Annotated in this window: 16 protein-coding genes, 1 pseudogene and 1 riboswitch; of the genes and pseudogenes, 16 read left to right on the top strand and 1 reads right to left on the bottom strand. The window is 46.0% G+C overall.

What is annotated here, in order from left to right:
* Window positions 1-17 precede the first annotated feature (17 nt).
* From spoVG to G519_RS0131195, 7 genes are all read left to right on the top strand, one after another.
* Complete coding sequence (spoVG, locus tag G519_RS0131230; protein ID WP_028557369.1) at window positions 18-302, top strand: septation regulator SpoVG; 285 nt, start codon at window positions 18-20, stop codon at window positions 300-302.
* Window positions 303-432: 130 nt separating this feature from the next.
* A complete protein-coding gene (glmU, locus tag G519_RS0131225) occupies window positions 433-1,836 on the top strand; it encodes a bifunctional UDP-N-acetylglucosamine diphosphorylase/glucosamine-1-phosphate N-acetyltransferase GlmU (protein WP_029197999.1) in 1,404 nt (467 codons plus the stop codon).
* 153 nt (window positions 1,837-1,989) lie between these two features.
* Complete coding sequence (locus tag G519_RS0131220) at window positions 1,990-2,637, top strand: 50S ribosomal protein L25 (protein ID WP_029197998.1); 648 nt, start codon at window positions 1,990-1,992, stop codon at window positions 2,635-2,637.
* Between the two features lie 485 nt (window positions 2,638-3,122).
* A complete protein-coding gene (gene pth, locus G519_RS0131210) occupies window positions 3,123-3,683 on the top strand; it encodes an aminoacyl-tRNA hydrolase (protein WP_029197997.1) in 561 nt (186 codons plus the stop codon).
* A gap of 131 nt (window positions 3,684-3,814) precedes the next feature.
* Window positions 3,815-4,042 carry an anti-sigma-F factor Fin family protein gene (locus G519_RS0131205; protein WP_029197996.1) on the top strand — a complete coding sequence of 76 codons (228 nt, stop codon included), beginning with the start codon at window positions 3,815-3,817 and terminating at the stop codon, window positions 4,040-4,042.
* Between the two features lie 74 nt (window positions 4,043-4,116).
* Window positions 4,117-7,638, top strand: coding sequence for a transcription-repair coupling factor (mfd, locus tag G519_RS0131200; protein ID WP_029197995.1), 3,522 nt, complete (start codon window positions 4,117-4,119; stop codon window positions 7,636-7,638).
* Between the two features lie 43 nt (window positions 7,639-7,681).
* On the top strand, window positions 7,682-8,740 hold the full coding sequence (locus G519_RS0131195; RefSeq protein WP_051253849.1) for a peptidylprolyl isomerase: 1,059 nt from the start codon (window positions 7,682-7,684) through the stop codon (window positions 8,738-8,740).
* Between the two features lie 175 nt (window positions 8,741-8,915).
* On the opposite strand, the gene G519_RS50665 is transcribed toward G519_RS0131195, so the two are convergent.
* Complete coding sequence (locus tag G519_RS50665; RefSeq protein WP_154669634.1) at window positions 8,916-9,086, bottom strand: hypothetical protein; 171 nt, start codon at window positions 9,084-9,086, stop codon at window positions 8,916-8,918.
* A gap of 56 nt (window positions 9,087-9,142) precedes the next feature.
* Between G519_RS50665 and spoVT the strand changes: the two genes are divergently transcribed.
* From spoVT to G519_RS45400, 9 genes and pseudogenes are all read left to right on the top strand, one after another.
* Window positions 9,143-9,685, top strand: a complete 543-nt coding sequence (gene spoVT / locus G519_RS0131185) for a stage V sporulation protein T (protein WP_029197993.1) — start codon at window positions 9,143-9,145, stop codon at window positions 9,683-9,685.
* Window positions 9,686-9,816: 131 nt separating this feature from the next.
* Complete coding sequence (locus G519_RS45405; RefSeq protein WP_084160424.1) at window positions 9,817-11,538, top strand: putative polysaccharide biosynthesis protein; 1,722 nt, start codon at window positions 9,817-9,819, stop codon at window positions 11,536-11,538.
* Between the two features lie 537 nt (window positions 11,539-12,075).
* Window positions 12,076-13,599, top strand: coding sequence for a bifunctional methyltransferase/pyrophosphohydrolase YabN (yabN, locus tag G519_RS0131175; RefSeq protein WP_029197992.1), 1,524 nt, complete (start codon window positions 12,076-12,078; stop codon window positions 13,597-13,599).
* 167 nt (window positions 13,600-13,766) lie between these two features.
* Window positions 13,767-14,039, top strand: coding sequence for an HU family DNA-binding protein (locus G519_RS0131170; RefSeq protein ID WP_029197991.1), 273 nt, complete (start codon window positions 13,767-13,769; stop codon window positions 14,037-14,039).
* The gene (locus G519_RS0131165) at window positions 14,039-14,302 is read left to right on the top strand and encodes an RNA-binding S4 domain-containing protein (protein ID WP_029197990.1); all 264 of its coding nucleotides are present in this window, start codon (window positions 14,039-14,041) and stop codon (window positions 14,300-14,302) included. Before G519_RS0131170 ends, G519_RS0131165 begins: the two co-directional genes overlap by 1 nt.
* A gap of 188 nt (window positions 14,303-14,490) precedes the next feature.
* A riboswitch (cyclic di-GMP riboswitch) is annotated at window positions 14,491-14,581 on the top strand.
* Between the two features lie 181 nt (window positions 14,582-14,762).
* Window positions 14,763-15,500, top strand: coding sequence for a DUF6531 domain-containing protein (locus G519_RS51125; protein ID WP_161632966.1), 738 nt, complete (start codon window positions 14,763-14,765; stop codon window positions 15,498-15,500).
* A complete protein-coding gene (locus G519_RS0131155; protein ID WP_029197988.1) occupies window positions 15,463-22,104 on the top strand; it encodes an RHS repeat-associated core domain-containing protein in 6,642 nt (2,213 codons plus the stop codon). Before G519_RS51125 ends, G519_RS0131155 begins: the two co-directional genes overlap by 38 nt.
* A 4-nt stretch (window positions 22,105-22,108) precedes the next feature.
* Complete coding sequence (locus tag G519_RS0131150; protein WP_029197987.1) at window positions 22,109-22,591, top strand: hypothetical protein; 483 nt, start codon at window positions 22,109-22,111, stop codon at window positions 22,589-22,591.
* A gap of 163 nt (window positions 22,592-22,754) precedes the next feature.
* Window positions 22,755-23,415, top strand: a pseudogene (locus G519_RS45400) (hypothetical protein); the annotation flags it as partial.

The raw sequence follows: 23,415 nt of genomic DNA, 5'->3' as shown, positions 1-23,415 counted from the left end.
AAAGGTGGTGAACACAAGTGCAAATTACAGATGTAAGACTCCGCCGGGTCAACTCCGAGGGGAGGATGAAGGCGATTGCTTCCATTACCATTGATAACGAGTTCGTCGTTCACGACATACGTGTCATCGACGGTAATAATGGGATGTTCGTGGCTATGCCAAGTAAACGAACACCGGATGGTGAATTCCGTGATATCGCTCATCCGATTTCTTCCACAACACGCGAGAAAATTCAAGCGGCCGTATTGGCTGAATACGATCGCGCGGCTGTAGAAGAAGAGGTAATAGAAGAAGGCGCATAATTCAGATTATTAAGAGAGCCCTCGGGCTCTCTTTTCTTTTAGGTGGTATTGATGCTATATTTGGTGGAGAACTCATCGATTATACATATAGTAATGTGTGACTATTTATATCAAAGGGGTTGGATGATAGTTGAAACTCATGGGGATTGTACTGGCCGCAGGACAAGGGAAACGCATGAAATCGAAGCTGTACAAGGTGCTTCATCCGGTTGTAGGTAAGCCAATGGTGGAACACGTTGTGGACACGCTTCAGCATATAGAAGTAACAAAAACAATAGTCATTGTTGGATTCGGGGCGGAAGCCGTGAAGGGACATCTGGGAGATCGAGTGGAGTACGCGTTACAGGAGCAACAGTTGGGAACGGGTCATGCTGTTCTTCAAGCGAAGGAAGCTCTTGGCGAAGAGGAAGGAATGACGGTTGTTATTTGCGGCGATACACCGTTGATATCGGAAGCCACCTTGATGAGCACCATTGAGCTGCATGAGCTATCTGGAGCGTCTGCGACAATTCTGACAGCAAAACTCGATGAGCCGCATGGTTATGGACGTATTATTCGCGGAGAAGATGGCCGAGTAGCAAGGATTGTTGAGCAGAAGGACTGCAGTAGTGAGGAAGCAGCTGTTCAGGAGATCAACACAGGTACTTATATTTTCGATAATCGGAAACTATTCAAGGCCTTAGCGTCGGTTACGAACAATAATACGCAAAATGAATACTATTTGACTGATGTCATTGGGATTATGACAGGCGGAGGAGAAATAGTTCAAGGCTACTGCATGGAGGACAGCGAAGAGTCGATCGGTGTGAACGATCGTGTGGCACTTGCTGAAGCCGAGCGGTTGTTCAAAGCGCGTATTAACCGTGAGCACATGCTGAACGGGGTTACGATTGTAGATCCATCTAATACGTATATTGAAAAAGATGTTACCATCGGCATGGATACCGTTCTTCTGCCGGGTACTATTTTGCGGGGGCGAACCGTTATTGGGGAACAATGTACAATTGGACCGCAAACGGAAATTATCGACTCGACGGTTAGGGATGAGGTTACGATTAAACAATCCGTCCTTCAGGAGGCCTACGTGGATAATGAGGCTAGTGTAGGCCCGTTTGCTTATTTGAGACCTGGCGCTAATATTGGGAAGCAAGTGAAAATTGGTGACTTTGTTGAGATTAAGAACGCTACGCTGGGTGAGGGGTCAAAAGTTTCTCATTTAAGCTATGTAGGGGATGCGGTTGTTGGTACGAATGTAAACATCGGCTGCGGCGCGATTACCGTAAACTATGACGGATTCAATAAAAGCTTAACGGAAATTGGCGACGATGCCTTTGTGGGCAGTAATGTGAATTTGATTGCTCCTGTGAAAATCGGCAAGGGAGCTTATGTTGTTGCAGGTTCTACAATTACACATTCCGTAGATGATGGGGATCTAGCGATTGCCCGTGAGAGACAATCCAACAAGCCCGGCTATGCTGATAAAATTAGAGCGCGAGCAAAAGCGAAGAAGGAAAATAAACAGAACAAAGTGTAAATTCACGATCTAGGAACGGTAAATCTCACTTTGTGAGGATGAAATTGGATGGAACTTCTTGAGGTTGGGTAGGCTATGAACTAGCTGTTACCCACTTAGCACTGCTTACCCAAGCAAGGTGCTGAGCAAAACCCTTAGGAGGTTCTTTTTCTTATGGCATTTTCATTAAAAGCGGAATCCCGCAAAGAAACAACGAAATCAGATATTAAACAACTGCGTGCTAAGGGCAGAGTGCCGGCAGTTGTGTATGGCCAGAAGGTTGCCTCTACGGTCATTACAGTTGACCAGAAGGAACTGATGTCATTGCTCCGCCAAAATCCGCATGCGATTATTGATTTGGACATGCCAGACGGCAACGGCAAGCAGCCGGTGATGATCAACGAGATTCAGCGGGACAAACTAAAAAGAGAGCGGCTGCTTCATATCGATTTTCATCAAATTAATATGGATGAGCCTGTTAAAACGGTCGTTACCTTGGAATTTATTGGTGAGGCTGAGGGGGCTAAAGAAGGCGGTATTGTGCAGATTCAGATGCATGAGCTGGAGATACGGTGCTTGCCCAATCAGATACCAAGCTCGATCAAGGTAGACATTTCGAACGTTGGACTCGGAGACAACATACTAGTAAACCAGCTCTCCGTCCCTGCGGGGATTGAAGTGAAATCTGACTCTAATGATTTGGTTCTCACGGTACTTGCACCTCAGAAAGAGGCTCCTGTAGAAGAGCCGGCCAATAATGAAGAGAAGGTAGGACAAGCGGAAGTCTCGAACGAGGCTGCGACTGAAGGACAGCCGGTATAGTCCGAATAAACGACAAGGAACCCTCACCGATATGTGGAGGGTATCCTTTTTTGCTGATATGCAAGCGCTTAATATCCGGGTCGTGAAAGAAATACATGCGTATTCCTGTTGTAGAATGTATTATTTACTTTGATAAAATACAGAGTGTAGATTTCAATGAATCCTATATCCTTATGTACATTTTGATAGTATACTTGGACGGGAATACAGGATTCAGCATGATCTTGAAAATGAAGATCGGTTGAAAGCTGTTGACCATTTAGATACATAGGACTGATTCACCCACAGCTTTAAATTTGATGGTTCTTTTTTCAGTAGATAAGAAAGTATAAGTTTTATACTTTTGCTCCGCATCTACCTTGACGGAACGTGCTCGTCCGAGAAGGACGACGGAGTCGTTAATCCTTGTATAGGTAAACAATAACCTCTAGATGATGGATCCGCAAAGGATTTTTTAGTTTAACTTTAGGAGGACTTAGAAGAAGATGAAATGTTTTATTGGACTGGGTAATCCGGGAAAACAATATGAGATGAATCGACATAATGTTGGTTTCATGGCCATTGACCGTTTTGCTGCCAAATGGGGTATTACTTCTTTTCAAAATAAAAGTAAGGGGCTTCTAGGCGAAGGTATGGTAAATGGTACGAAGGTATATTTACTTAAACCGATGACTTACATGAATCTTTCGGGCGAATCCATGCGAGCGTTCTTGGACTTTTATAAAGCGAAACTGGAAGACGTTACGATTGTTTATGATGATATGGATACATCCTTCGGTCAAATTCGACTCCGTTATCAGGGGAGCCCTGGCGGTCACAATGGGATTAAATCCATTATTCAACACGCTGGGACGCAAAGCTTCAATCGCATTCGAGTAGGTGTGAACAGACCTGCACCCGGCTATAATATTGCCGATTATGTCTTATCTAACTTTTCCAAAGATGAGATGAAGTCGATAGATGAGGTACTGGACCTCACCTGCGAAGCCATGCTGTTCAGTCTGAGTGAGTCATTCGAAAAGACGATGGCGAAGTTCAATAAATAAGTAAAGCTCTCCGCTTCAGATTCATTGTATGCAAGTCGACTATTCGAAAATGACAATGGCACATTCGGCTAATTTCTCCGAAGAATGGCCATACTAGGATGTAATCGAATAGTCGAAGGAGGCATACATATATGATTAAGTATATTTGCAGACATTGTCATACCTTTGTTGGGGAAATTAATCAAAATTCGATCACGGAGCAGCAGTTAGGCTTCCATTTCTTGACCCCCGATGAGCGTAGAGATATAATATCGTATAACACGAATGGAGATGTTACGGTAAGGGTCGTTTGCGACTACTGTCGAGAGGCATTAGATGCAAACCCAGAACTGTCCCTACTGGCAAGTCCGTTGCAGTAAAATTGATGAAGATAAAGAGTCAATAGCCGAGGCAAGTGTGCCGAGGCTTCTTTTTGTGAGGGGAGTGTACTTGTTTGCAAGCTTTAATTCAAGCTTTTTCTACGGATAGCGACTTTCAAACGATCGTGACAGGCCTCAGGTCCGAAATGAAAGAGCAGCTCGTTGCCGGACTTACCGGTTCCTCCAGGCAGATAATGATTGCCACTCTCTCGCGCGAGTTAGAGCGCCCGCTGTTCATTGTTACTCATAATATGTTCGCCGCTCAGAAAATAGCGGAGGATTTACTAGAATGTCTATCACCTGATAAAGTGCTGCTCTACCCATCTCAAGAGCTTCTGACAACAGAAGAAGCGGCTTCCAGCCCGGAGATGCTAGCGCAGCGTATTGACGTTCTCACTAAGCTAGCTGGCGGTTTTCGCGGGGTTGTTATTGCGCCTTTTGCCGGTGTGCGCCGACTGCTTCCGCTCAAGCAAGTATTCGAGGAATCCCGCGTTACGGTCAACGTAGGGGATACCGTTCAATTGGATGAGCTCCTAGGTACTTTATCCAGTCTGGGTTACGAACGCGTGGAGCGGGTTGAGACCAAAGGTGAAATGAGTGTACGCGGCGGAATTCTGGATTTATTTCCACTAACATCGGAGAACGCCATTCGCATTGAGCTGTTTGATGTCGATGTTGATTCTATTCGTACTTTTGATGTAAGTGACCAGCGTTCAATTGATAAATTAAGCTCAATAACGATTCCCCCTTGCCGCGAGATTCAAGCGGATAGAAAGCGGTTACAATCGGCCGCGCAGCATGCCTATGAGCTGCTTCAAGCGCAGCTGGAGAAAATGACCGACCGATCAGCCAAAGACAAGCTGCTCGAAGGCATTGGACATGATATTGAACTGCTTCGAGAAGGGCAGACGTTTCCAGGTATTTATAAATATATTTCGCTTTTATATACGGAAAGACAGACCCTCATGGACTACATGCCTAAGGATACTGTGCTGATCATCGACGAACCGGCCCGATTGCTGGAAACAGCCAAACAGCTGGAACGCGACGAGGCAGAGTGGATGATGCATGCGCTGACAGAGGGGAAGAGCTTGCCGGCTTTTGTGCTGTCCAAATCGTATGAAACTTTGCTGCATCGTAGGCCTTTCCCGACCTTATATGTATCGCTATTTTTGCGTCAAGTGGCAGGGATTCAACCGCAAAACATCGTAAACTTCGTTTGCCGTGTCATGCAAAACTTCCATGGACAGATGAATCTCCTCAAAGCGGAGATGGAACGCTGGAAGAAAAATGGAAGCAATGTGATTTTGCTGGCAAACGGGGAGGACCGTGCTGAGCGTGTTCGGCGGGTGCTGCAGGACTATCAAATTGAGATCCCCGAAATTGTAGATGGGAATTTGCAGACAGGGTTTGAAATGCCTTCGATCCATTTGGTTGTCATTACGGAAGGCGAGATCTTTACACAGAAACAGCGTAAAGCACGTAAGGTCGAGAAGAAGCTGGAGAACGCTGAGCGTATCAAAAGCTATCAAGAGCTTAAGATTGGCGACTATGTTGTTCACGTGAATCATGGGATCGGGAAGTATGTTGGGATCGGCACTTTGGAAGTAGGCGGTATTCATAAGGATTACCTCCACATCATGTATGCTGGCGGCGATAAGCTGTCTGTACCGATTGACCAGATTGATTTGATCCAGAAATATGTAGGTTCCGAAGAGAAGGAGCCGAAGGTTTATAAGCTCGGAGGCGCTGACTGGGCTAGAGTGAAGAGCAAGGCGCGGGCATCCGTTAAGGATATTGCCGATGAGCTGATCAAGCTCTATGCAGAACGCCAAGCTGCAACTGGCTACGGATTTAGTAAAGACAGCTCATACCAGAACGAATTTGAAGCGATGTTCCCTTACGATGAAACGCGGGATCAGCTTCGCGCAATCGAAGAAATTAAGGGAGACATGGAGAAAGCGCGTCCGATGGACCGTTTGCTTTGCGGTGACGTAGGCTATGGGAAGACGGAAGTTGCGGTTCGCGCGGCCTTCAAGGCAGCGATTGACGGCAAACAGGTGGCTGTTCTGGTGCCGACAACGATTTTGGCTCAGCAGCATTACGAAACGTTCCGTGAACGGTTCTCAGGCTATCCTTTTAACGTAAAAGTATTAAGTCGTTTCCGCTCTAAGAAGGAGCAGACTGAAGTTATGAAAGGCGTCAAGAAAGGGACGGTTGACGTCGTTATTGGTACTCACCGGCTATTGTCGCAGGACGTGCAGTTCAAAGATCTTGGTTTGCTAATCGTCGATGAGGAGCAGCGGTTTGGCGTGTCCCACAAAGAGAAGCTGAAACGGCTCAAGACGAATGTGGACGTGCTCACACTGACGGCAACACCAATTCCGAGAACCTTACACATGTCGATGTTAGGTGTTCGTGATTTATCGGTAATTGAGACTCCGCCGGAAAATCGTTTCCCTGTTCAGACCTATGTGGTCGAATACGGGCCAACGCTGGTTCGAGAGGCGATTGAGCGGGAATTAGCGCGTGAAGGTCAAGTGTATTATTTATATAACCGTGTACAAGGAATCACTCAGATTGCTGATCAGATTTCCATGATGATTCCGGATGCCCGCGTTACTGTAGCACATGGACAAATGGGCGAGCAGGAGCTGGAGAAGACGATCCTTGATTTCCTCGATGGCGAATACGATGTGCTAGTAAGTACGAGTATTATCGAGACGGGTGTCGATATTCCGAATGTTAATACACTGATTGTTCACGATGCGGATAAAATGGGGCTGTCCCAGCTGTATCAGCTGCGTGGACGAGTAGGACGATCTAATCGCGTAGCTTATGCTTACTTCACGTATCAGCGGGATAAAGTGCTTACGGAAGTGGCGGAGAAACGCCTCCAAGCGATTAAAGAGTTTACAGAACTTGGATCAGGCTTTAAAATTGCGATGAGGGATTTATCTATTCGTGGCGCTGGCAACTTGCTTGGCGCTGAGCAGCATGGTTTCATTGCATCTGTCGGATTTGATTTGTATTCCCAAATGCTAGCGGAAGAAATTGCAAAGCTGAAACTAGAAATAGATGGGGAAGCCGTCATTCCAGAGCCGGAATGGAATACTTCCATTGATATACAATTGGATGCGTATTTACCATCCGACTACATCTACGACAGCATGCAAAAAATCGAAATTTACAAAAAAGTGGCCGCCATTCGAACGTTGGAAGAAGCCGCGGATCTGCATGATGAGCTAGTTGATCGCTTCGGTGATCTGCCGCAGGCCGTGTTCAACTTACTGACAGTGGCTCGTTTGAAAGCATACGGTTCGGAGTACCGGATTGAAACGATCAGCCAAAAAGGGGATGATTACCTAATCAAGGTGCATATTGACCAGAATGGCAGGCTGGAAGGACAGAAGCTTATCGCATTGTCCAAAGGCTTTGATGGTCGAATAAAGTTGAACGCGGACCCGCAGCTTCATATCGTTATTCGATGTAAAGGCATGAAGCCAGAAGCTTCCATCGAATTGGTGGAGAAGTTTCTGGTACAATATAAGGATGTTCTGAAAACGAAAGGGGAATTACAGGATGTTGCCAAATGATACTAGTACACAACGACGTTTTTCGAGAAAATGGATTTTAAGCATGGTAACATTGCTCCTTGCATTTTCAGTCTTAAGCGCATGCGGAAGCAAAAAGGAAGGTGCAGCAACGGCTTCACCTTCAACTTCACCTGCTGCTACTGCAGCAACTGCCGGTAATCCGAGTGATGTGATTGCTACGTATAAAGAGGGCGGTAAAATCACACGCGGCGAGTTTAACTCTTTCATCAGTGTGAACAAAATGTTCTCACCGCAGCTGGCGCAATTCATGACAGACCCGGCTTTTCAACAAGATATGTTGAAGCAAATGGTAACTTTCCGTGTTCTATCTGCCAAAGCGGACGATAAAGTGAAAGCTGATGCTGACAAACAAGTGACGGAGCAAATGAAAGCCATCACGGATTACTTCGGTAAGCAAGAAGGCGGAATGGACAAGCAGTTAAAAGACAATGGTATCGAGCTTAAGGATATCGAGTCATTAATGAAAATGAGCTTTTACACGATGGGCAGCATGGAGAGTAAAATAACTGATCAAGCTGTTCAGGATTCCTACAAAGAACAAGCAGCTACTCATGCCTTTGATATTGCAACAGTTAGTCACATTCTGATTTCCTTGAAGGATGCAGCCACACAAAAAGATTTGCGTACCAAAGATGAAGCTTTGGCAAGAGCCAAAGAAGTGAAAGGGAAACTGGATAAAGGCGGCGATTTCGCAGCGCTTGCGAAAGAATATTCCGACGATCCAGGCTCCAAAGATAATGGCGGTACGTATAAAGATGCAGACATCAATCAATGGGTGCCGGAATTCAAGCAAGCAGCTAGTACGCTTCCTTTGAACACAATCAGTGATCCTGTTGAATCCTCTTTTGGTTACCACGTGATGAAAGTAGAGTCCAGAAGCACGAAGCCACTGGATGATACACTCAAAACACAAATCAAATCTCAGCTTGCGGAGAAATCCCTATCTGAATTTGCAGAGAAAGAATACCCGAACTTGATTCAAACCAACAATTTGCCGAAACCGGAAGCGAGCCCAGCTCCAGCAGCAAGTCCTGCTGCAAGCCCGGCAGCAAGCCCGGCGGCTAGTCCAGCTGCAAAGTAAGAACTTACCGGGATGTCCGATAACGGGCATCCTGTTTTTATTTGTTACCACATAAGAAAGCAAGTATAAGTTTTCGGTTCACGAAAACAGCTTTCTTATTGGCGATAAAATCTACCATATATAGGGATCTTTGGTCGGAGACCAAAGTCTCTCCACTGCTAAGCGCGGTCGCTCATCATTGAATTTCTTCGATATAGATTTTCTCATTTTTGGACATGATAATCGCAGCAGGATGCAAAGCTAAATAAAGTAAATTCCGTAGAAAAGCGTCTGCATAGAAGAATGGGAAGTGAAGAATACTATGGATAGAATTCGAGTTCCCACCAAATCCCGATCTAGCATACAAGATTTCATGCTCCTGTCGTATCTAATTACTGAGCGGAAAGTGAGGCATCTAGAGGTATGAAAGCAACTGGAATTGTCCGTCGGATAGATGATTTAGGGAGAGTTGTGATTCCCAAGGAAATACGACGCACACTACGCATTCGCGAAGGTGACCCTTTGGAAATTTTCGTGGATCGAGATGGTGAAGTGATTCTTAAGAAGTATTCACCTATCGGTGAACTTGGTGATTTTGCCAAGGAATATGCGGAATCGTTATTTGAAAGCACGAATCATGTGGCCCTGATCTCTGATCGAGATAACATTATTGCGATGGCTGGGGGGTCCAAGAAAGACTATTTCGAAAAGTCGGTTGGATCGATCGTTGAATCCTGTATGGAAAATCGCAAAGCGATTCTGGAAAGCGGCAGTGGACAATTTGAGCTTATTAAGGATACCAATGAAACGTTTTCTTCTTTCGTGGCTGCTCCGATCGTAGCCGGCGGTGACCCTATTGGATGTGTCATTTTGCTCTCCAAAGATGAGAGTGTGAAAATGGGGAATATGGAAGTTAAGATGGTGGAGACCGCGGCTGGATTTTTGGCAAAGCAGATGGAGCAATGAAAGAAAAATAAGACATAAAGGCTTCCTTACCGAGATGCCCCGCATCTGTAAGTGAAGCTTTTTTTGTCTGCCATGACGGATTTCGTTATAATATGTCTATATACGTGAAGTCAGGGTAGAGGAGAAGTAGGATGGGGGACGCCGACAAGGGGCATCAAGGTCATAGAGAGGAGCTCCAGAGGAATGTCGGTAAACAGGATACCAAGCTGTTAAAAGGTGCTGCTCTTCTTGGAGCTGCCGCCATTCTCTCTAAGCTATTGGGAACACTGCAGAAAATTCCACTGCAAAATGTAGCCGGTGATACGGCTTTTGGTATTTATAATGCGGTTTATCCGCTCTATATTCTGATTTTGTTTGCGGCTACTGCCGGATTTCCGGTAGCTGTTTCCAAGTTTGTAGCCGAACGAGCTATTGATGGTGATCATCAAGGGGCTAGACGTATTGTCCATGTCTCTACAGCGATATTAATGGGCACCGGTTTTGTAGTGTTTGTTCTGTTGTACTTCGGAGCCAGTGAGATTGCCAGCTGGATTGGCATTAGCCAGACAGAAAGGGCGATCCGAAGCGTATCCTTCGCGCTGCTGTTATCCCCGATGCTTGCTGTCCTGCGCGGTTATTTTCAAGGGTACCAAAATATGGTGCCGACTGCTGTTTCACAAGTGATTGAGCAGTTTATAAGAGTGATCACCATGGTCGCGCTGCTGCTCTATATGGCGGCATTGGCTTATGACGAGGAGTGGATTGCAGCAGGGGCTACGTTTGGCTCTGTGACAGGTGCTGCAGCTGGGTTGATCGTGATGTATGTTTATTGGCGGAAGGCGATGAGGCTGGAGCGGGACCGGGATAAGGACAGGAATTGGCAGGGGCCGAATGAAGGAAGGCGAAAGGAAGGCGTGATGCCGCCCAAGGAACTTTCCTCCTGGGGATGGGCCAAACGCATTACGGCTTATGCGATTCCTGTTTGTTTGGGTGCTATCGTGGTTCCTCTGCTCACGCTTGTCGACACGTTTACCATGCCGCGTCTTCTCGAGGCCGCGCAAGGGAGTGAGGGGGAAGCTATGCGGCAGTTCGGGCTTTATAATCGAGGGCTTCCACTCGTTCAGCTCGTAGTCATGATCGCTTCCTCGATGTCCGCCGTGCTAGTTCCTGCTCTTGCTGAAGCCAAGGCAAACAGGCAGGACGAACTCATCCGCTCTCGGGCTGAGATGGCGATAAGGCTCTCCTGGCTCATCGGGCTCGGAGCCTCGTTCGGACTTGCCTTTGCTGCAGTGCCGATTAACGTGATGTTATACAAAAGTAATGAGGCCAGCTGGACGATGGCCGTGCTTGCCTTCACGGCCTTGTTTAGTACGCTGAACGCTGTCTCGGCCAGCGTTCTCCAGGGCGCCGGCGCGATCCGCACGCCGGTGAAGGCTTTGCTCGTTGCCATCGTGCTGAAAGCACTTGGCAACGTGGTGTTGATGCCCCGCTGGGGCATCGACGGCGCCGCGCTGAGCGCGGTGATCGCCTATGCCGCTGCGGCGGGGCTGAATCTGGTGCAGCTGCGCCGCTGCACCGGGGCGCGCTTCGCGCTGCGGCCGTACGCCGTCAGTCCCGCGCTTGGCGTGGGGCTGATGGGCGGCTGCCTCGCAGCGCTGCAGCTTCTGGCCATGCCTGCTGCGGCGGCATGGCACGTGCCTGAGCGATTGAGCGCTAGCGCAATCGCCTTGGTAGGCGTAGTCGGCGGCGCAGCCGTCTACGCGCTAGCGCTGCTGCGCAGCGGCAGCATCAGCCGCGAGGAGCTGCGGCTGATGCCGGAGCTGGCGAAGCTATGGCCGGCGAAGGCATCCGCCGCCCCCCGCGACAACGGCTGATCGCTCCTTTTTGGTTAATAAGCTGCAAAAACTACAGTTAAAATCAGCGTTACTTCGTTGTTTCACTAATTTACTGCATTTCCTACAGTTAAATGTCATTCAAACAGCCGTATCGGCTGATTTCCTTTAAATTAGCTGCACATTTTGCAGCAAAACTTGCTGGAAATAGTTCTGAGCTCATATTACCTGCACTTTCTGCAGCAAACGTCGGTTGTTGGGGAACAGGTTTGACAGCTCTGGATTTTGCTTCTGAGTTCAGATTACCTGCACTTTCTGCAGCAAACGTATGTTGATGGGGAACAGGTGTGGTAGCTCTTGGGTTTGCTTTTGAGCCAGATTACCTGCATTATCTACAGCAAAAGTCGGTTGATGGGATACAGTTTTGTTAGTTCTGGCAAGTGCTTTTGAGCCAAATTACCTGCACTATCTACAGCTACCACACTAGACTGGTGCCGACTAATATAGGAACTTTTGCATAATCCTTTAATCCAATCCTTACACATAGCAGTTAACCAATAATCAGGAGGTGTTTCCTACATGTCAACAACCAACCCGCAAATAACGATCCTTGGACTCGGAACGGGAGACGAAGACCAGCTCACATTGGGTGTCTGGAAAAAGCTGCAGCTGGCCTCCAAGGAGCAAGCCGTGCTTTTCCTGCGAACGAAAGATCATCCGATGGTTCAGATGCTGGATACGAACCAGATTCCTTACCAAACGTTCGACGAGAATTACCTTGCTCACCAAACCTTCGAACAAGTGTACGAATCGATTGCAGAGGCGCTTATTCAATCCGCCAAGACGCAATCTTCCGAAGTTATTTATGCAGTACCAGGCCATCCGATGGTGGCGGAATACACAGTACAGCTTCTGAAACAACGTTGTCCATCCGAGGGTATCACGCTCCAAGTCATCGGCGGGGAGAGCTTTCTAGATCAAGCGTTTCTACGATTTGGTTTTGACCCGATTGATGGCTTTCAATTGCTTGACGCGACCAGCCTGAGCCGTTATACTCTAAATCCGCAGCTTCATACGGTTATTGGACAAGTGTATGATACCCTTACGGCATCGGATCTTAAGATTAGCCTTATGGAGGCTTACCCTGATGATTATCGTGTCGTGGTCGGTCATTCCTTAGGTGTAACGGGCGAGGAGCAAATTATCGAAGTGCCTCTACATGAGTTGGATCATGTCAAAGGTTACGGCAATCTGTCTCTCGTTTGGGTGCCTCGCAGCGAGCAAGATGAGCTGTATTACCGCACTTTTGGCCGATTGCATGAAATTGTTCAAATCCTGCGCAGCCCAGAAGGCTGCCCCTGGGATCGTGAGCAGACGCATGCCAGCCTGCGCAAGAATCTCATCGAGGAAGCGTATGAGGTTCTTGAAACAATAGACGAAGACGATCCAGAGCACATGTGTGAGGAGCTCGGCGATCTGCTTTTGCAAGTGATGCTGCATGCGCAGATGGAAGAGGAAATTGGCACGTTCACCGTTTATGATGTCATTGCCACGTTGAATGAGAAACTCATCCGCCGTCACCCCCATGTATTCGGTGAGAACAAGGCTGAGGATGCAGACGAAGCTCTTGTGAACTGGAATGCCATGAAGGCGGAGGAGAAGCGTAAGAAGGGCATTGATGTCACGAAGCAATCCGTACTTGACGGTGTGCCACGCGAGCTGCCAGGCCTTATGAAGGCGATGAAGCTTCAGAAAAAGGCAGCAACAGTTGGTTTTGACTGGTCAGAGCTGAAAGATGTCCTGAATAAGGTGGAAGAAGAGTTAACGGAGCTTCGCGAAGCCATCGCTAATCCAACCGAAGTAGGGGCGCAAGATCGGCTTGAGGAGCTAGGCGACGTCCTTTTCTCTATCGTCAATGTTGCTAGATTCCTGAAGGTTGATCCGGAAGAGGCGATTGCGCAAACGAACCGCAAATTCGTTCAAAGATTTTCGTATATCGAAGATCAACTACGTTTAAAAGGGCGTTCTTTTGAACAAACTGATTTATCAGAGATGGAAAATTTATGGCAGGAAGCAAAAAAAGTTGCAAAACTCGAATCGTAATAGAAGGATTTTGCCGAAAAAAGCAGAATACTAAATTTGGTGTAAGGTTGAATATGGAAATATAGTATAGAGATATTTGAACATAGTTCAAAGTCTCTCAGCTTTGCAAAATGGGTACATAATAGAAGACTAGATCTTCAAACATTTTTGGGAGGTAAAGAAACCACATGAACAAAACAGATTTGATCAACAACATTGCAGAAAAAAGCGGACTTACTAAGAAAGACGTTGAAGTTGTACTTAACGGATTCCTTGGTGAAGTAACGGACGCTCTTTCATCCGGAGATAAAGTTCAATTAATCGGTTTCGGAACATTCGAAACTCGCAAACGTTCGGGTCGTACAGGCCGTAACCCACAAACAGGAAACCCAATCGTGATCGCGGAATCCAATGTTCCTGCTTTCAAAGCGGGCAACAAGCTTAAAGACGCTGTAAAATAATGCGTATCGATAAGTTTCTCAAAGTATCTCGTCTCATCAAACGTCGCACCGTTGCGAAGGATGTGTCTGATCAAGGGCGCGTCTGGATCAACGGTAGAGATGCGAAGGCGAGTACACACGTGAAAGTCGGAGATGAGCTCTCTATTCAATTCGGTCAGAAAAAGGTGACGATTCGAGTGGAGGTTCTTTCGGAGTCGACCCGCAAAGAAGACGCTGCTCAGATGTACACCCTGCTGAAGGAAGAAGCTTTTCAATCCGAATAATTTTAAAGTGTAAAAAAAGTCCGTAACGCCTTGGAAAAGGTGTTGCGGGCTTTTTTTGTAATTACTAAGGGGTAGTTGACGTATTGTAATTTTATTAACAACAAAATATAGGTCTTTATTACTATTTTCTTCGGCAAAAAATAGTGCTATTGTTGCAACAAACAGAAAGAATTTTCATTATTTTCCAAATACAAACAAGGCAAATCCGCCGAAAGACGGAGACGCAAAGCCGTGGATCTAACTCTTTGAACCTAAAGACATGATTGCCAGGCCGCCGAAGTATGCGACTATACGCCTATAATAAATAACTTAGGCATATCGTATCTCTCCATCCATCGCGGATTTGTTCTTGTTACAAAGAGAGGTGTTACCTAATGGGTAGCAAAAGAAAGTTATTATTAAAAGATGGATTGTTTCTAGCTTCATCGTAATATTTATGATTGGCGGCTATCCTTGGCCTTTGCCCAAGGCATCAGCGGCTTATTCGTCGTCTTTGGATCATTTCTTGCAGGATATGTTGCCTACACCGGGTGTGAGCCAGCAGCCCTCACTTTTCGACTCCGGTAAAACAGGCTTGCAAAACGCTGCAGCCACTCCGCAAGGCGTTCCTTCATTGGGTAGATACGGAGAGGAACAAGCCGGCAACCAGGGCATGCCGCAGGACCCTGTTTCACTACCCAGTGGTGTACTTGCGATTAAACAAGATGATGCTATTGTCCAATCCCCAGGACAGTCTATAACATGGCAACGGCTTTATTTGAGCGAACGGAAAGATCAGCTTGGTGGTTTTGGACAGGGGTGGTTATTTCCTTATGAGCACAGTTTGCGGATGTATGCGGGTTTTGATATGGTCGAAATGCGACCGGATGGTTCGCAGATTAAATACGCTTTTACGCCGGGCGATACTTCGCAATACATCGACTCTTTTGATGGAGACAGCCTTATTTATTACAATCTGGATCAAGGTACATATACCTCAGATGAGCCCTATGGATCCAAACTGCAAAGAATATCCCAAGATGAATACCGTTTGACGGACCCTACAGGAAATGTCTATACGTTTAAAGGCTACTATGCCAGCTGGCGACAGGGTGCTGATCCTGGTATGGGTAAGCTTGTTTCTGTGGAAGATAAAAACGGGAATAAAACCCGTATTGATTATGATCAAAGCGGGGCATATCCAATCTATTACGGATAGCGTCGGCCGTTCATTTAAGGTGGAATATACGGGAGAAAGAGTCACTTCTTTTACAGATCCGCTCGGACGAATTACTTCTTATCAATATGATGATGTACAAAATCTAACGGGGGTCGTCTATCCAGACGGCAGGAATACAACGTATACCTACGATAATGAGCATCGTTTAACGGGTATGCATAAAGCTGAAACAGGTTTGGAGACATTTGAGTATGACGGAGACCGTGTAACCTTATATAAACGTGAAGGCGCTGCTGTTTATCAATACAACTATGATGATGCGTCTCACATTATTCAAAAGCAGGATGCGCTAGGCGGTATTACTCGTTACGAGACGGGCGACCGTAATCGCATTGTTCGCAAAGTCGATGCATCTGGGCGAGCATATAACTATACCTACATGGAATCAGGCAGATTGCTATCTACCGAAGGACCTGAGGGAACCAACTCAACTGTATATGATGACAAAGGACGAGCTGTAGAACAGCTTGATACCAAAGGACTTCATACATTTATTACATACAATGCATGGAACCAACCATTAGAGGTTCGTATTGAGCCGAAAGAAGCAACGGATCTCTTAAGAAAATGGTCGTATATCTATGACGACAAGGGAAACCTTGTAGAACAATCTGATCCTCTCGGATTTAAACAGTCTTTTACATATAACGCAAGAGGGCAAATGCTTACGCTGACCGACAAACGCGGGAAGACAGCAACTTTGGTCTATAACGATAGCGGACAACTTACATCGGTTACCGATGCGCTAGGAAATATCACACTATACGCCTACGATGTGCGTAACCGTTTACAGGAAGTTACATTTCCTAATCAAGGTAAGAGAAGCTTCACCTATGACAAAGGGGATCGCCTAACGAGCGTAACGGATGCACTTGGTCATGTGTTGACACGTCAATATGATGCCATGGGACGGCTAGTTAAGGTTGTTACGCCCGATAACACAACTAACACCTACCATTATGATGAGCGTGGGAGATTCACCCAGGCTATAGATCCGTCTGGAATTATAACGACATTTGTTTATGACGCTCTAGATCGTGTCTCGGAGGTTCAAGGTGCCCTGGGTGTGAAGATGAAGGTTACCTACGATAGCCTCGGCAGAATCATAGAGAAGGCAGGGACGTTATCTCCTAAAGAGACGATGATGTATGATGCAAATGGACGTTTATCAAGCAAAATGGTCGGAAGTTTAACAACAACCTACACCTACAATAACAATGGGTATATCTCTGACATACTCATGGACAGTAAAAAAGTTCATTTTGGTTATGATGCTTGGGGAAACAATAATCTGGTTTATCTGCCGGAAGGTAAATTCCTTAAGAAGAAATTTGATTTGATGGGTCGTCTCATCGAGACAGAGGATCCTTATGGCGGTAAGGAAATTCAAGAATATGATGCCGCAGGACAAATCATTAGTCAGACCAATGCTTTAGGAAACGTAGATCGTATGATTTATGACGACTTAGGAAGACTCCTGGTTTCTGAAGATGCCGAACATGCTGTGACGAAGTTTGAATATGATGCATTAGGCCACATTACCAAGAGCATAGATCCGTTAGGACATGAAAATAAGTATGTGTATGACTTGAATGGCAGATTAGAAGCATCCTTCGATGCGGATGGGTATTCACAACGTTATGAATACGATGCAGTGGATCGAATGATTGGTGTTACAGATAAGTCAGGTAAACGTACCTCATTCGAATATGATCTTGCTGGCCGAAGGACTGGTGTAGTAAATCCGCTTGGTGGCAGAACGGGGTACACCTACGATGCATTAGGACGAGTTACACAAATTGTGGATGCTCTTCAGCATCAGACCACGATACTCTATGACCAATCCTTACGCAAGGTGCACGTGAAGGATGCACTCGGATTTGAGAAGCTTGTGCAATATGATGAGGACTTTCGGATGTCTTCATTGACAGATGAACTGGGCAGGAATAGGGCTTGGACGTACGATTCGTTAGGCCGTCTTATTATGACAACCGATGCGCTTGGACAGACGACCAACTTAACTTATGACAATGCGGATCAGTTGATTGCCATAACCGACGAGGTCGGGCGTCAAGTCGAACAAAGCTACGATGCTCTGGGTCGTCTCAAAAGCAAAACGGAAAAGGATGGTTCAGTTACACGCTTTCAATATGATGCTTCCAGCAACCTGATTGCTCGAATCGATGCGTTAGGGCAGGAAACTCACTATCGCTATACGCCGACAAAGCGTCTCGCTGCTGTTGTGAATGCACTTGGTCAAGAGACAAGCTATGCCTATGATGCGGTGGGGCATCTTGTTTCAGAAGCGGATCCACTTGGAGCGGCGAAACATTATAGATATGACGCGCTTGGACGTTTAAATGAGAATCAAGACCAAGAAGGATTTACTGAGAAATATCAGTATGATCCACTTGGTAATATCGTAAAGCGTGCGGATAAACGGGGAAATGTTTGGAATTACAGTTACGATGCACTGTCTCGATTAACCGGAACATCAGATCCAAATGGTAACTCAACTCGTTTAGAATATGACGCGATCAGCCAAATAACTAGCATCATGAACCCGAAGGGAGCATCCACTTCTTTTGCTTATGACCCAATAGGTCGACTTGTGAGTAAAACAGACGCATTAGGAAGCGTGCAAGCTTACGAATATGATGCGGCAGGCAATCTTTTGGGTGAAACAGATGCGCTAGGTCACAGAACGTCGTATGAATACGATGCTCTTAACCGAATGATAAAGCAAACAGATTCAATGGGTGGAGCAAGTGCCTATCGTTTTGACAAGGTAGGCAATATGATTGGCAAAACAGATGCCGAGGGCCATGCGACTAGCTACTCCTACGACACGATGAAAAGGCTCGTGCAGGTAACGGACGCAGAAGGTTATACAACGGACTATTCGTACGATGCTCTTGGAAACAGAGTGAAGCTTACCGATGCGGAGAATAACGAAACGGCTTGGAATTACGATGCGCTAGACCGATTGTTAGCCGAAACAAATGCGTTAGGAGAGAGAACCGCATATAGCTACGATAATTCTGGTAATATGGTTCGTAAGACAAGGCCTGATGGCAAGGTGACTACCTACCAATATAATCGTAGGCATGATCTCACACAGCAAGAACTGCCTGGGGGAGAAACACTTCGATACGAATATGATGCAGCAGGTAACTTAACGTTGGCAGATTCACCTGCTTCAAGCGAGCGATATGCCTATGATGCTTTGAATCATACAACCTCTGTTACGAATGTCAAATGGAACAAGACCACATCGTACGCTTATGATGCGCTCGGCAACCGCACTCAAATAACGGATCCTGAAGAGCGCATTCTTCAGTATAGATATGATGCTCTGAGCCGTTTAACGGAAATGACGGATCCGGATGGAGCCAAAACCAATTATACGTATAATGCTATTGGACAAGTTGCCGAGCAGTCGCTCCCTAACGGCATTAAGACGACTTATAGTTATAACGCGAATAATTGGGTAACTGAGATAAACCATTCCGGTGAAGATTACCGTAGTTCGTTTGCATACGGCTACGATAAGGTCGGCAATCGATTGTATCAACAAGAAGAAGACAATGCCAGAACAGAGTATGAATATGATGATCTAAATAGACTTGTACAGGTCACGTATCCTAAGTCCAAGATTGAACAAGTGAAGTCAGGTTATTATCGTCCCCCAGTGCATCCTGAGAAAATTCAAATCCCTGTGGAGGAAGAGCCGACAGATAAGAATGCTGAGGATAGTTCGGAAGAGACGGCCTTTCATAATCAGTCGTTTCAGCCGTTACTAGCTACTGAATATGCGCCGCAGCCAACCAGATACGGCGTTATGTTGCTCAGTCAAAGTGATCATGATCAAGGTAATAGTAACGGACACGATAATAATCATGATGACAATAGCAATGACGGGAATCACGGTCATAATGACCAAAACAAAAGCCAAGCAAACACTTGTAAAGGCCATAGCTCTGATGAAAATGAACACCATGATAATGGAAACCATAATGGCCAAGGCCAAGACGATGAGCATCATGACAATGGGAATCATAACGGCCAAGGCAATAATGATGAACACCATGATAATGGGAATCACAATGGTCAAACCAATGAGTCCTGCGGAAATGGAAGCAATGAATCGGGTGGTCATAACGACACTGGCAACAATGGCAACAGCAATGATGACGGCACCGGTAGCGGCAGCACAGGCAACAATGGTACAGACAATACTAGTCATACGAGCACCGGTGGAGGCAGTAGTATCGGCGGAACTGGAACAGTTTCAAGTGACGAGCACCATTCGAGTGATGAGCCGCAAAGCTACAGAGATAAGCATCGCTACGATAAACATGAACTTGTGAATGGCAAAGCGAAGGGTAAATCAGAGGATAAAAAAGATAACCATCCCAAAAAGAAGAAGAAACAGAAGCCAAAGATTGTCAATCACGAGTTAGAACTTGTCTCTGAGCATCCGGACTATTTCATCGATCCCGTGAAAACGGTAGAATATGATTATGACGGCGTAGGGAACCGCAAGCGTATGGTGGCCGACGGTAAAATTACCGAGTATGCCTACGATGGCGCGAATCGGCTGCAATCCGCAGGTGACGAGTCCTATATCTATGACCAAAGCGGCAATCTGCAAGAGCGTAGCGGTGGCTCACAAGGGACGGTTCAGTATGCCTACACCGGAGACAATAAGCTGAAAAGCGTCAATTACGAGGACGGCTCCAAGGTGGAGTATGCGTATGATGCCTTGAGGCGCAAGGTGTCTCGCACACAGAGCTATTTTGATCCTGACAAAATTGCAGCACTTGTGCCGTCAAAAGATAAATCCAAGCGTGCTCTGGAGCATCTGCTCACGCCGGAAACGACGAATTACACGTATGATGGCTTGAACGTGTTTAAGGAATATGGCGAGCATGGGGAGCCGCTTGCTCAGTACTACAGTGCTGACGGGGACGTGATTGCCCGCAAATTGTTCGGCAATCATGGCCGGAAGATGGAAGGCTATGAAGGAAACATTGAAGACCATGGGAAGCTGCTGTATTACATGACCGATGCGATCGGCAACGTCATGGACGTAACGAATAAAGAAGGCGAAACAGCGATGAAATACCGCTATGACGCCTTCGGAAATCTGTTGACCCAGATGGCAGCGCCACATACGAATGCGGGTTTTGCAGGCAAAACGTACGATTCCAAAGCAAGCCTGATGGACTACTCGGCTCGTTGGTACAGCCCGAAGGTCGGTCGTTTTACGACAGAGGATACGTACGCTGGTGCGGCCTATGTGCCGCAGACACTGAATCGTTACGCGTACACGCTGAATAACCCGGTGAATTATACCGACCCGACGGGACATTGGTGTGAGTACGGCGAATATTCGCACGGAGGCGATTGCGACGATCCGAGTCACTGGGTACCGGATCCGGTGGATAACAGTGGCGGATCGGGAGGAAGTTCCGGCGGCGGTTCAACCGGCGGTGACACTGGAGGCGAATCAGGCGGAGGAGATCCTTCTGGAGGAAGTAGCGGAGGCGATTCCGGTGGAAGTTACACGCCACCACCGACACCAGCAGAAATTGCGGCAGGGAAATATAGCCAGATATTTAATTCGGTAGGTCCTGCTTCAACGAGAAAAGCGGCTCATTCATCTTCGGGAAATACAGGGAAATTATTAGCAGCTGTTATGTTTTATAAACCTGATGGAGAAATTGGTCGAATAGAAATGAATCCTTTATCTGGAACTCCAAATAATGGGTCGATTACCGACTATATGAATTCCATGGGTCAAAACGCCTCATTCTCCAATAGAGAACAACTGGCCCAACGTTATGGAATATCAGATTATTCAGGCACAGCAGCTCAAAATACGGCTTTACTAAATATGCTGAGATCGGGAACTTCAGGAAGCTATTCAAGTACATCTTCATTTCGTCCGGTTAATGGGAACAATGTAACTGAAGAGGATACTCCGATCTCAATTTCCAATAAAGTAGATCCCGAATCAACTCCGGTTACGACCACTCCAGCGAGTGAAAGTATATTGAAAAAGGTAGGTAATTTCATATTAGGTGCTGGTGATGGAGCACTATCAGAATTGACTAACGGAGTAATGACAAGTCCGTCTAACGATTCAGCTTCATACACTATTGGAAACTCGGCAGGCGGTTTTATTGCTGCTTTTGTAACTAGGAAAAGGTCTACGGCAAGCGGGGGTAATACTAAGACATTCGTTGATCAAATGGACCAATTAGAAGCCGCCCGTTATAAAAGATATTGGGAGCAAGATATTAATCCTTATTATAAGGGTGAGCCAAACACTAGAGAAAGAACATACACTGTGCCGGGTACACGAAGTATTACAGATCAAAAATTAAGTAACACTGGCGAGTTATACGAAAGAGAAACGATTTATGACCAGTTTGGAAGACGGATCGGAAATAACGATTATACAGATCATGGGGCGCCTCATCACCATGAAAGTCCTCACCATCATCCGAACCCATGGCAGAATCCTACACAGCATGGACCGAATACTCCTGATCTACATCCTGATACACCGAGGTGATAATATGATACCAATTGCTCATTATCTTTTTGCGATAGCCTTTAGTGGTTATTACAATAAGAAGGATTGGCAGAACTGGGCCGACAAACGTATTCTAAGGGAAGTATCGGTAGAAGATTGGTTAATAAACATATCATTGGCAAGTAATATTGAAACACTGAGTAATGCACTAAGTGATCTACTTATTTCAGAAAGACATAATGTAAGTAATCTGCACCCTTCTAGCGATGCAATAATTGGATATTTTTATCTAAAACATTTAGACGGTAAGTTACCGCTTCCAGAGTTATTATTGAAGTCCGGGGACGAAGCAGATGGTGGTGAAGGCGCATCTGTTGATTGTGAAGAGTTTTATGCTATTCTAAATGCTTTAGAAAAAGACACACAACTTTTTGGGGATATTCATTTTCAGAAAAAACTATCCCTATTGTATGAACCATTTAGAAATATTGCCGAACAACAAAAGGAAGCCGTAGAAAATTACTGATTTGAACTTTAACCTTGACTGGCTTTATACCTTTCAAGGTTTCTTTTTTTGGTGGGGGCTATCCAGTGCTTAATAAACCTATCATTCAACCAATAACACATGTAACCCATGAAATACCCGTATAAAGAATATGATTTTATCGGTTCACTGGGTACCGGATCCGGTGGATAACAGTGACGGAGGCAGTTCTGGCGGTGGTTCAAGCGGCGGGGGTGATCCTTCCGGAGGATGCACGCCACCGCCGACACCGGCAGAAATTGCAGCAGGGAAGTATAGCCAGATATTTAATTCGACAGGTCCTGCTTCAACGAAAAAATCTGCTCACGTATCTTCAGGAAACACAGTGAAATTACTAGCATCTGTTAAATTTGATATGCCAGGTTGGGAATATCGAGGGGAAATGGTTCCTTTATCCCAAATTCCAAATAATGGGTCGATTATCGACTATATGAATTCCACGGGCCAAAACGCCTCATTCTCCAATAGAGAACAACTGGCCCAACGCTATGGAATATCAGATTATTCAGGCACAGCAGCTCAAAATACGGCTTTACTAAATATGCTGAGATCAGGAACTTCAGGAAGCTATTCAAGTACATCTTCATTTCGTCCGGTAAATGGGAACAATGTAACTGAAGAGGATACTACGATCTCAATTTCCAATAAAGTATATCCCGAATCAACTCCGGTTACGACCACTCCAGCGAGTGAAAGTATATTGAAAAAGGTAGGTAATTTCATATTAGGTGCTGGTGATGGAGCGCTATCAGAATTGACTAACGGAGTAATGACAAGTCCGTCTAACGATTCAGCCTCATACACTA

It is taken from the genome of Paenibacillus alginolyticus DSM 5050 = NBRC 15375, from assembly GCF_000422905.1.
Taxonomy (GTDB): domain Bacteria; phylum Bacillota; class Bacilli; order Paenibacillales; family NBRC-103111; genus Paenibacillus_E; species Paenibacillus_E alginolyticus.
Note: the sequence above shows the minus strand (reverse complement) of the source record. Positions and strands in the feature narration are given on the sequence as shown.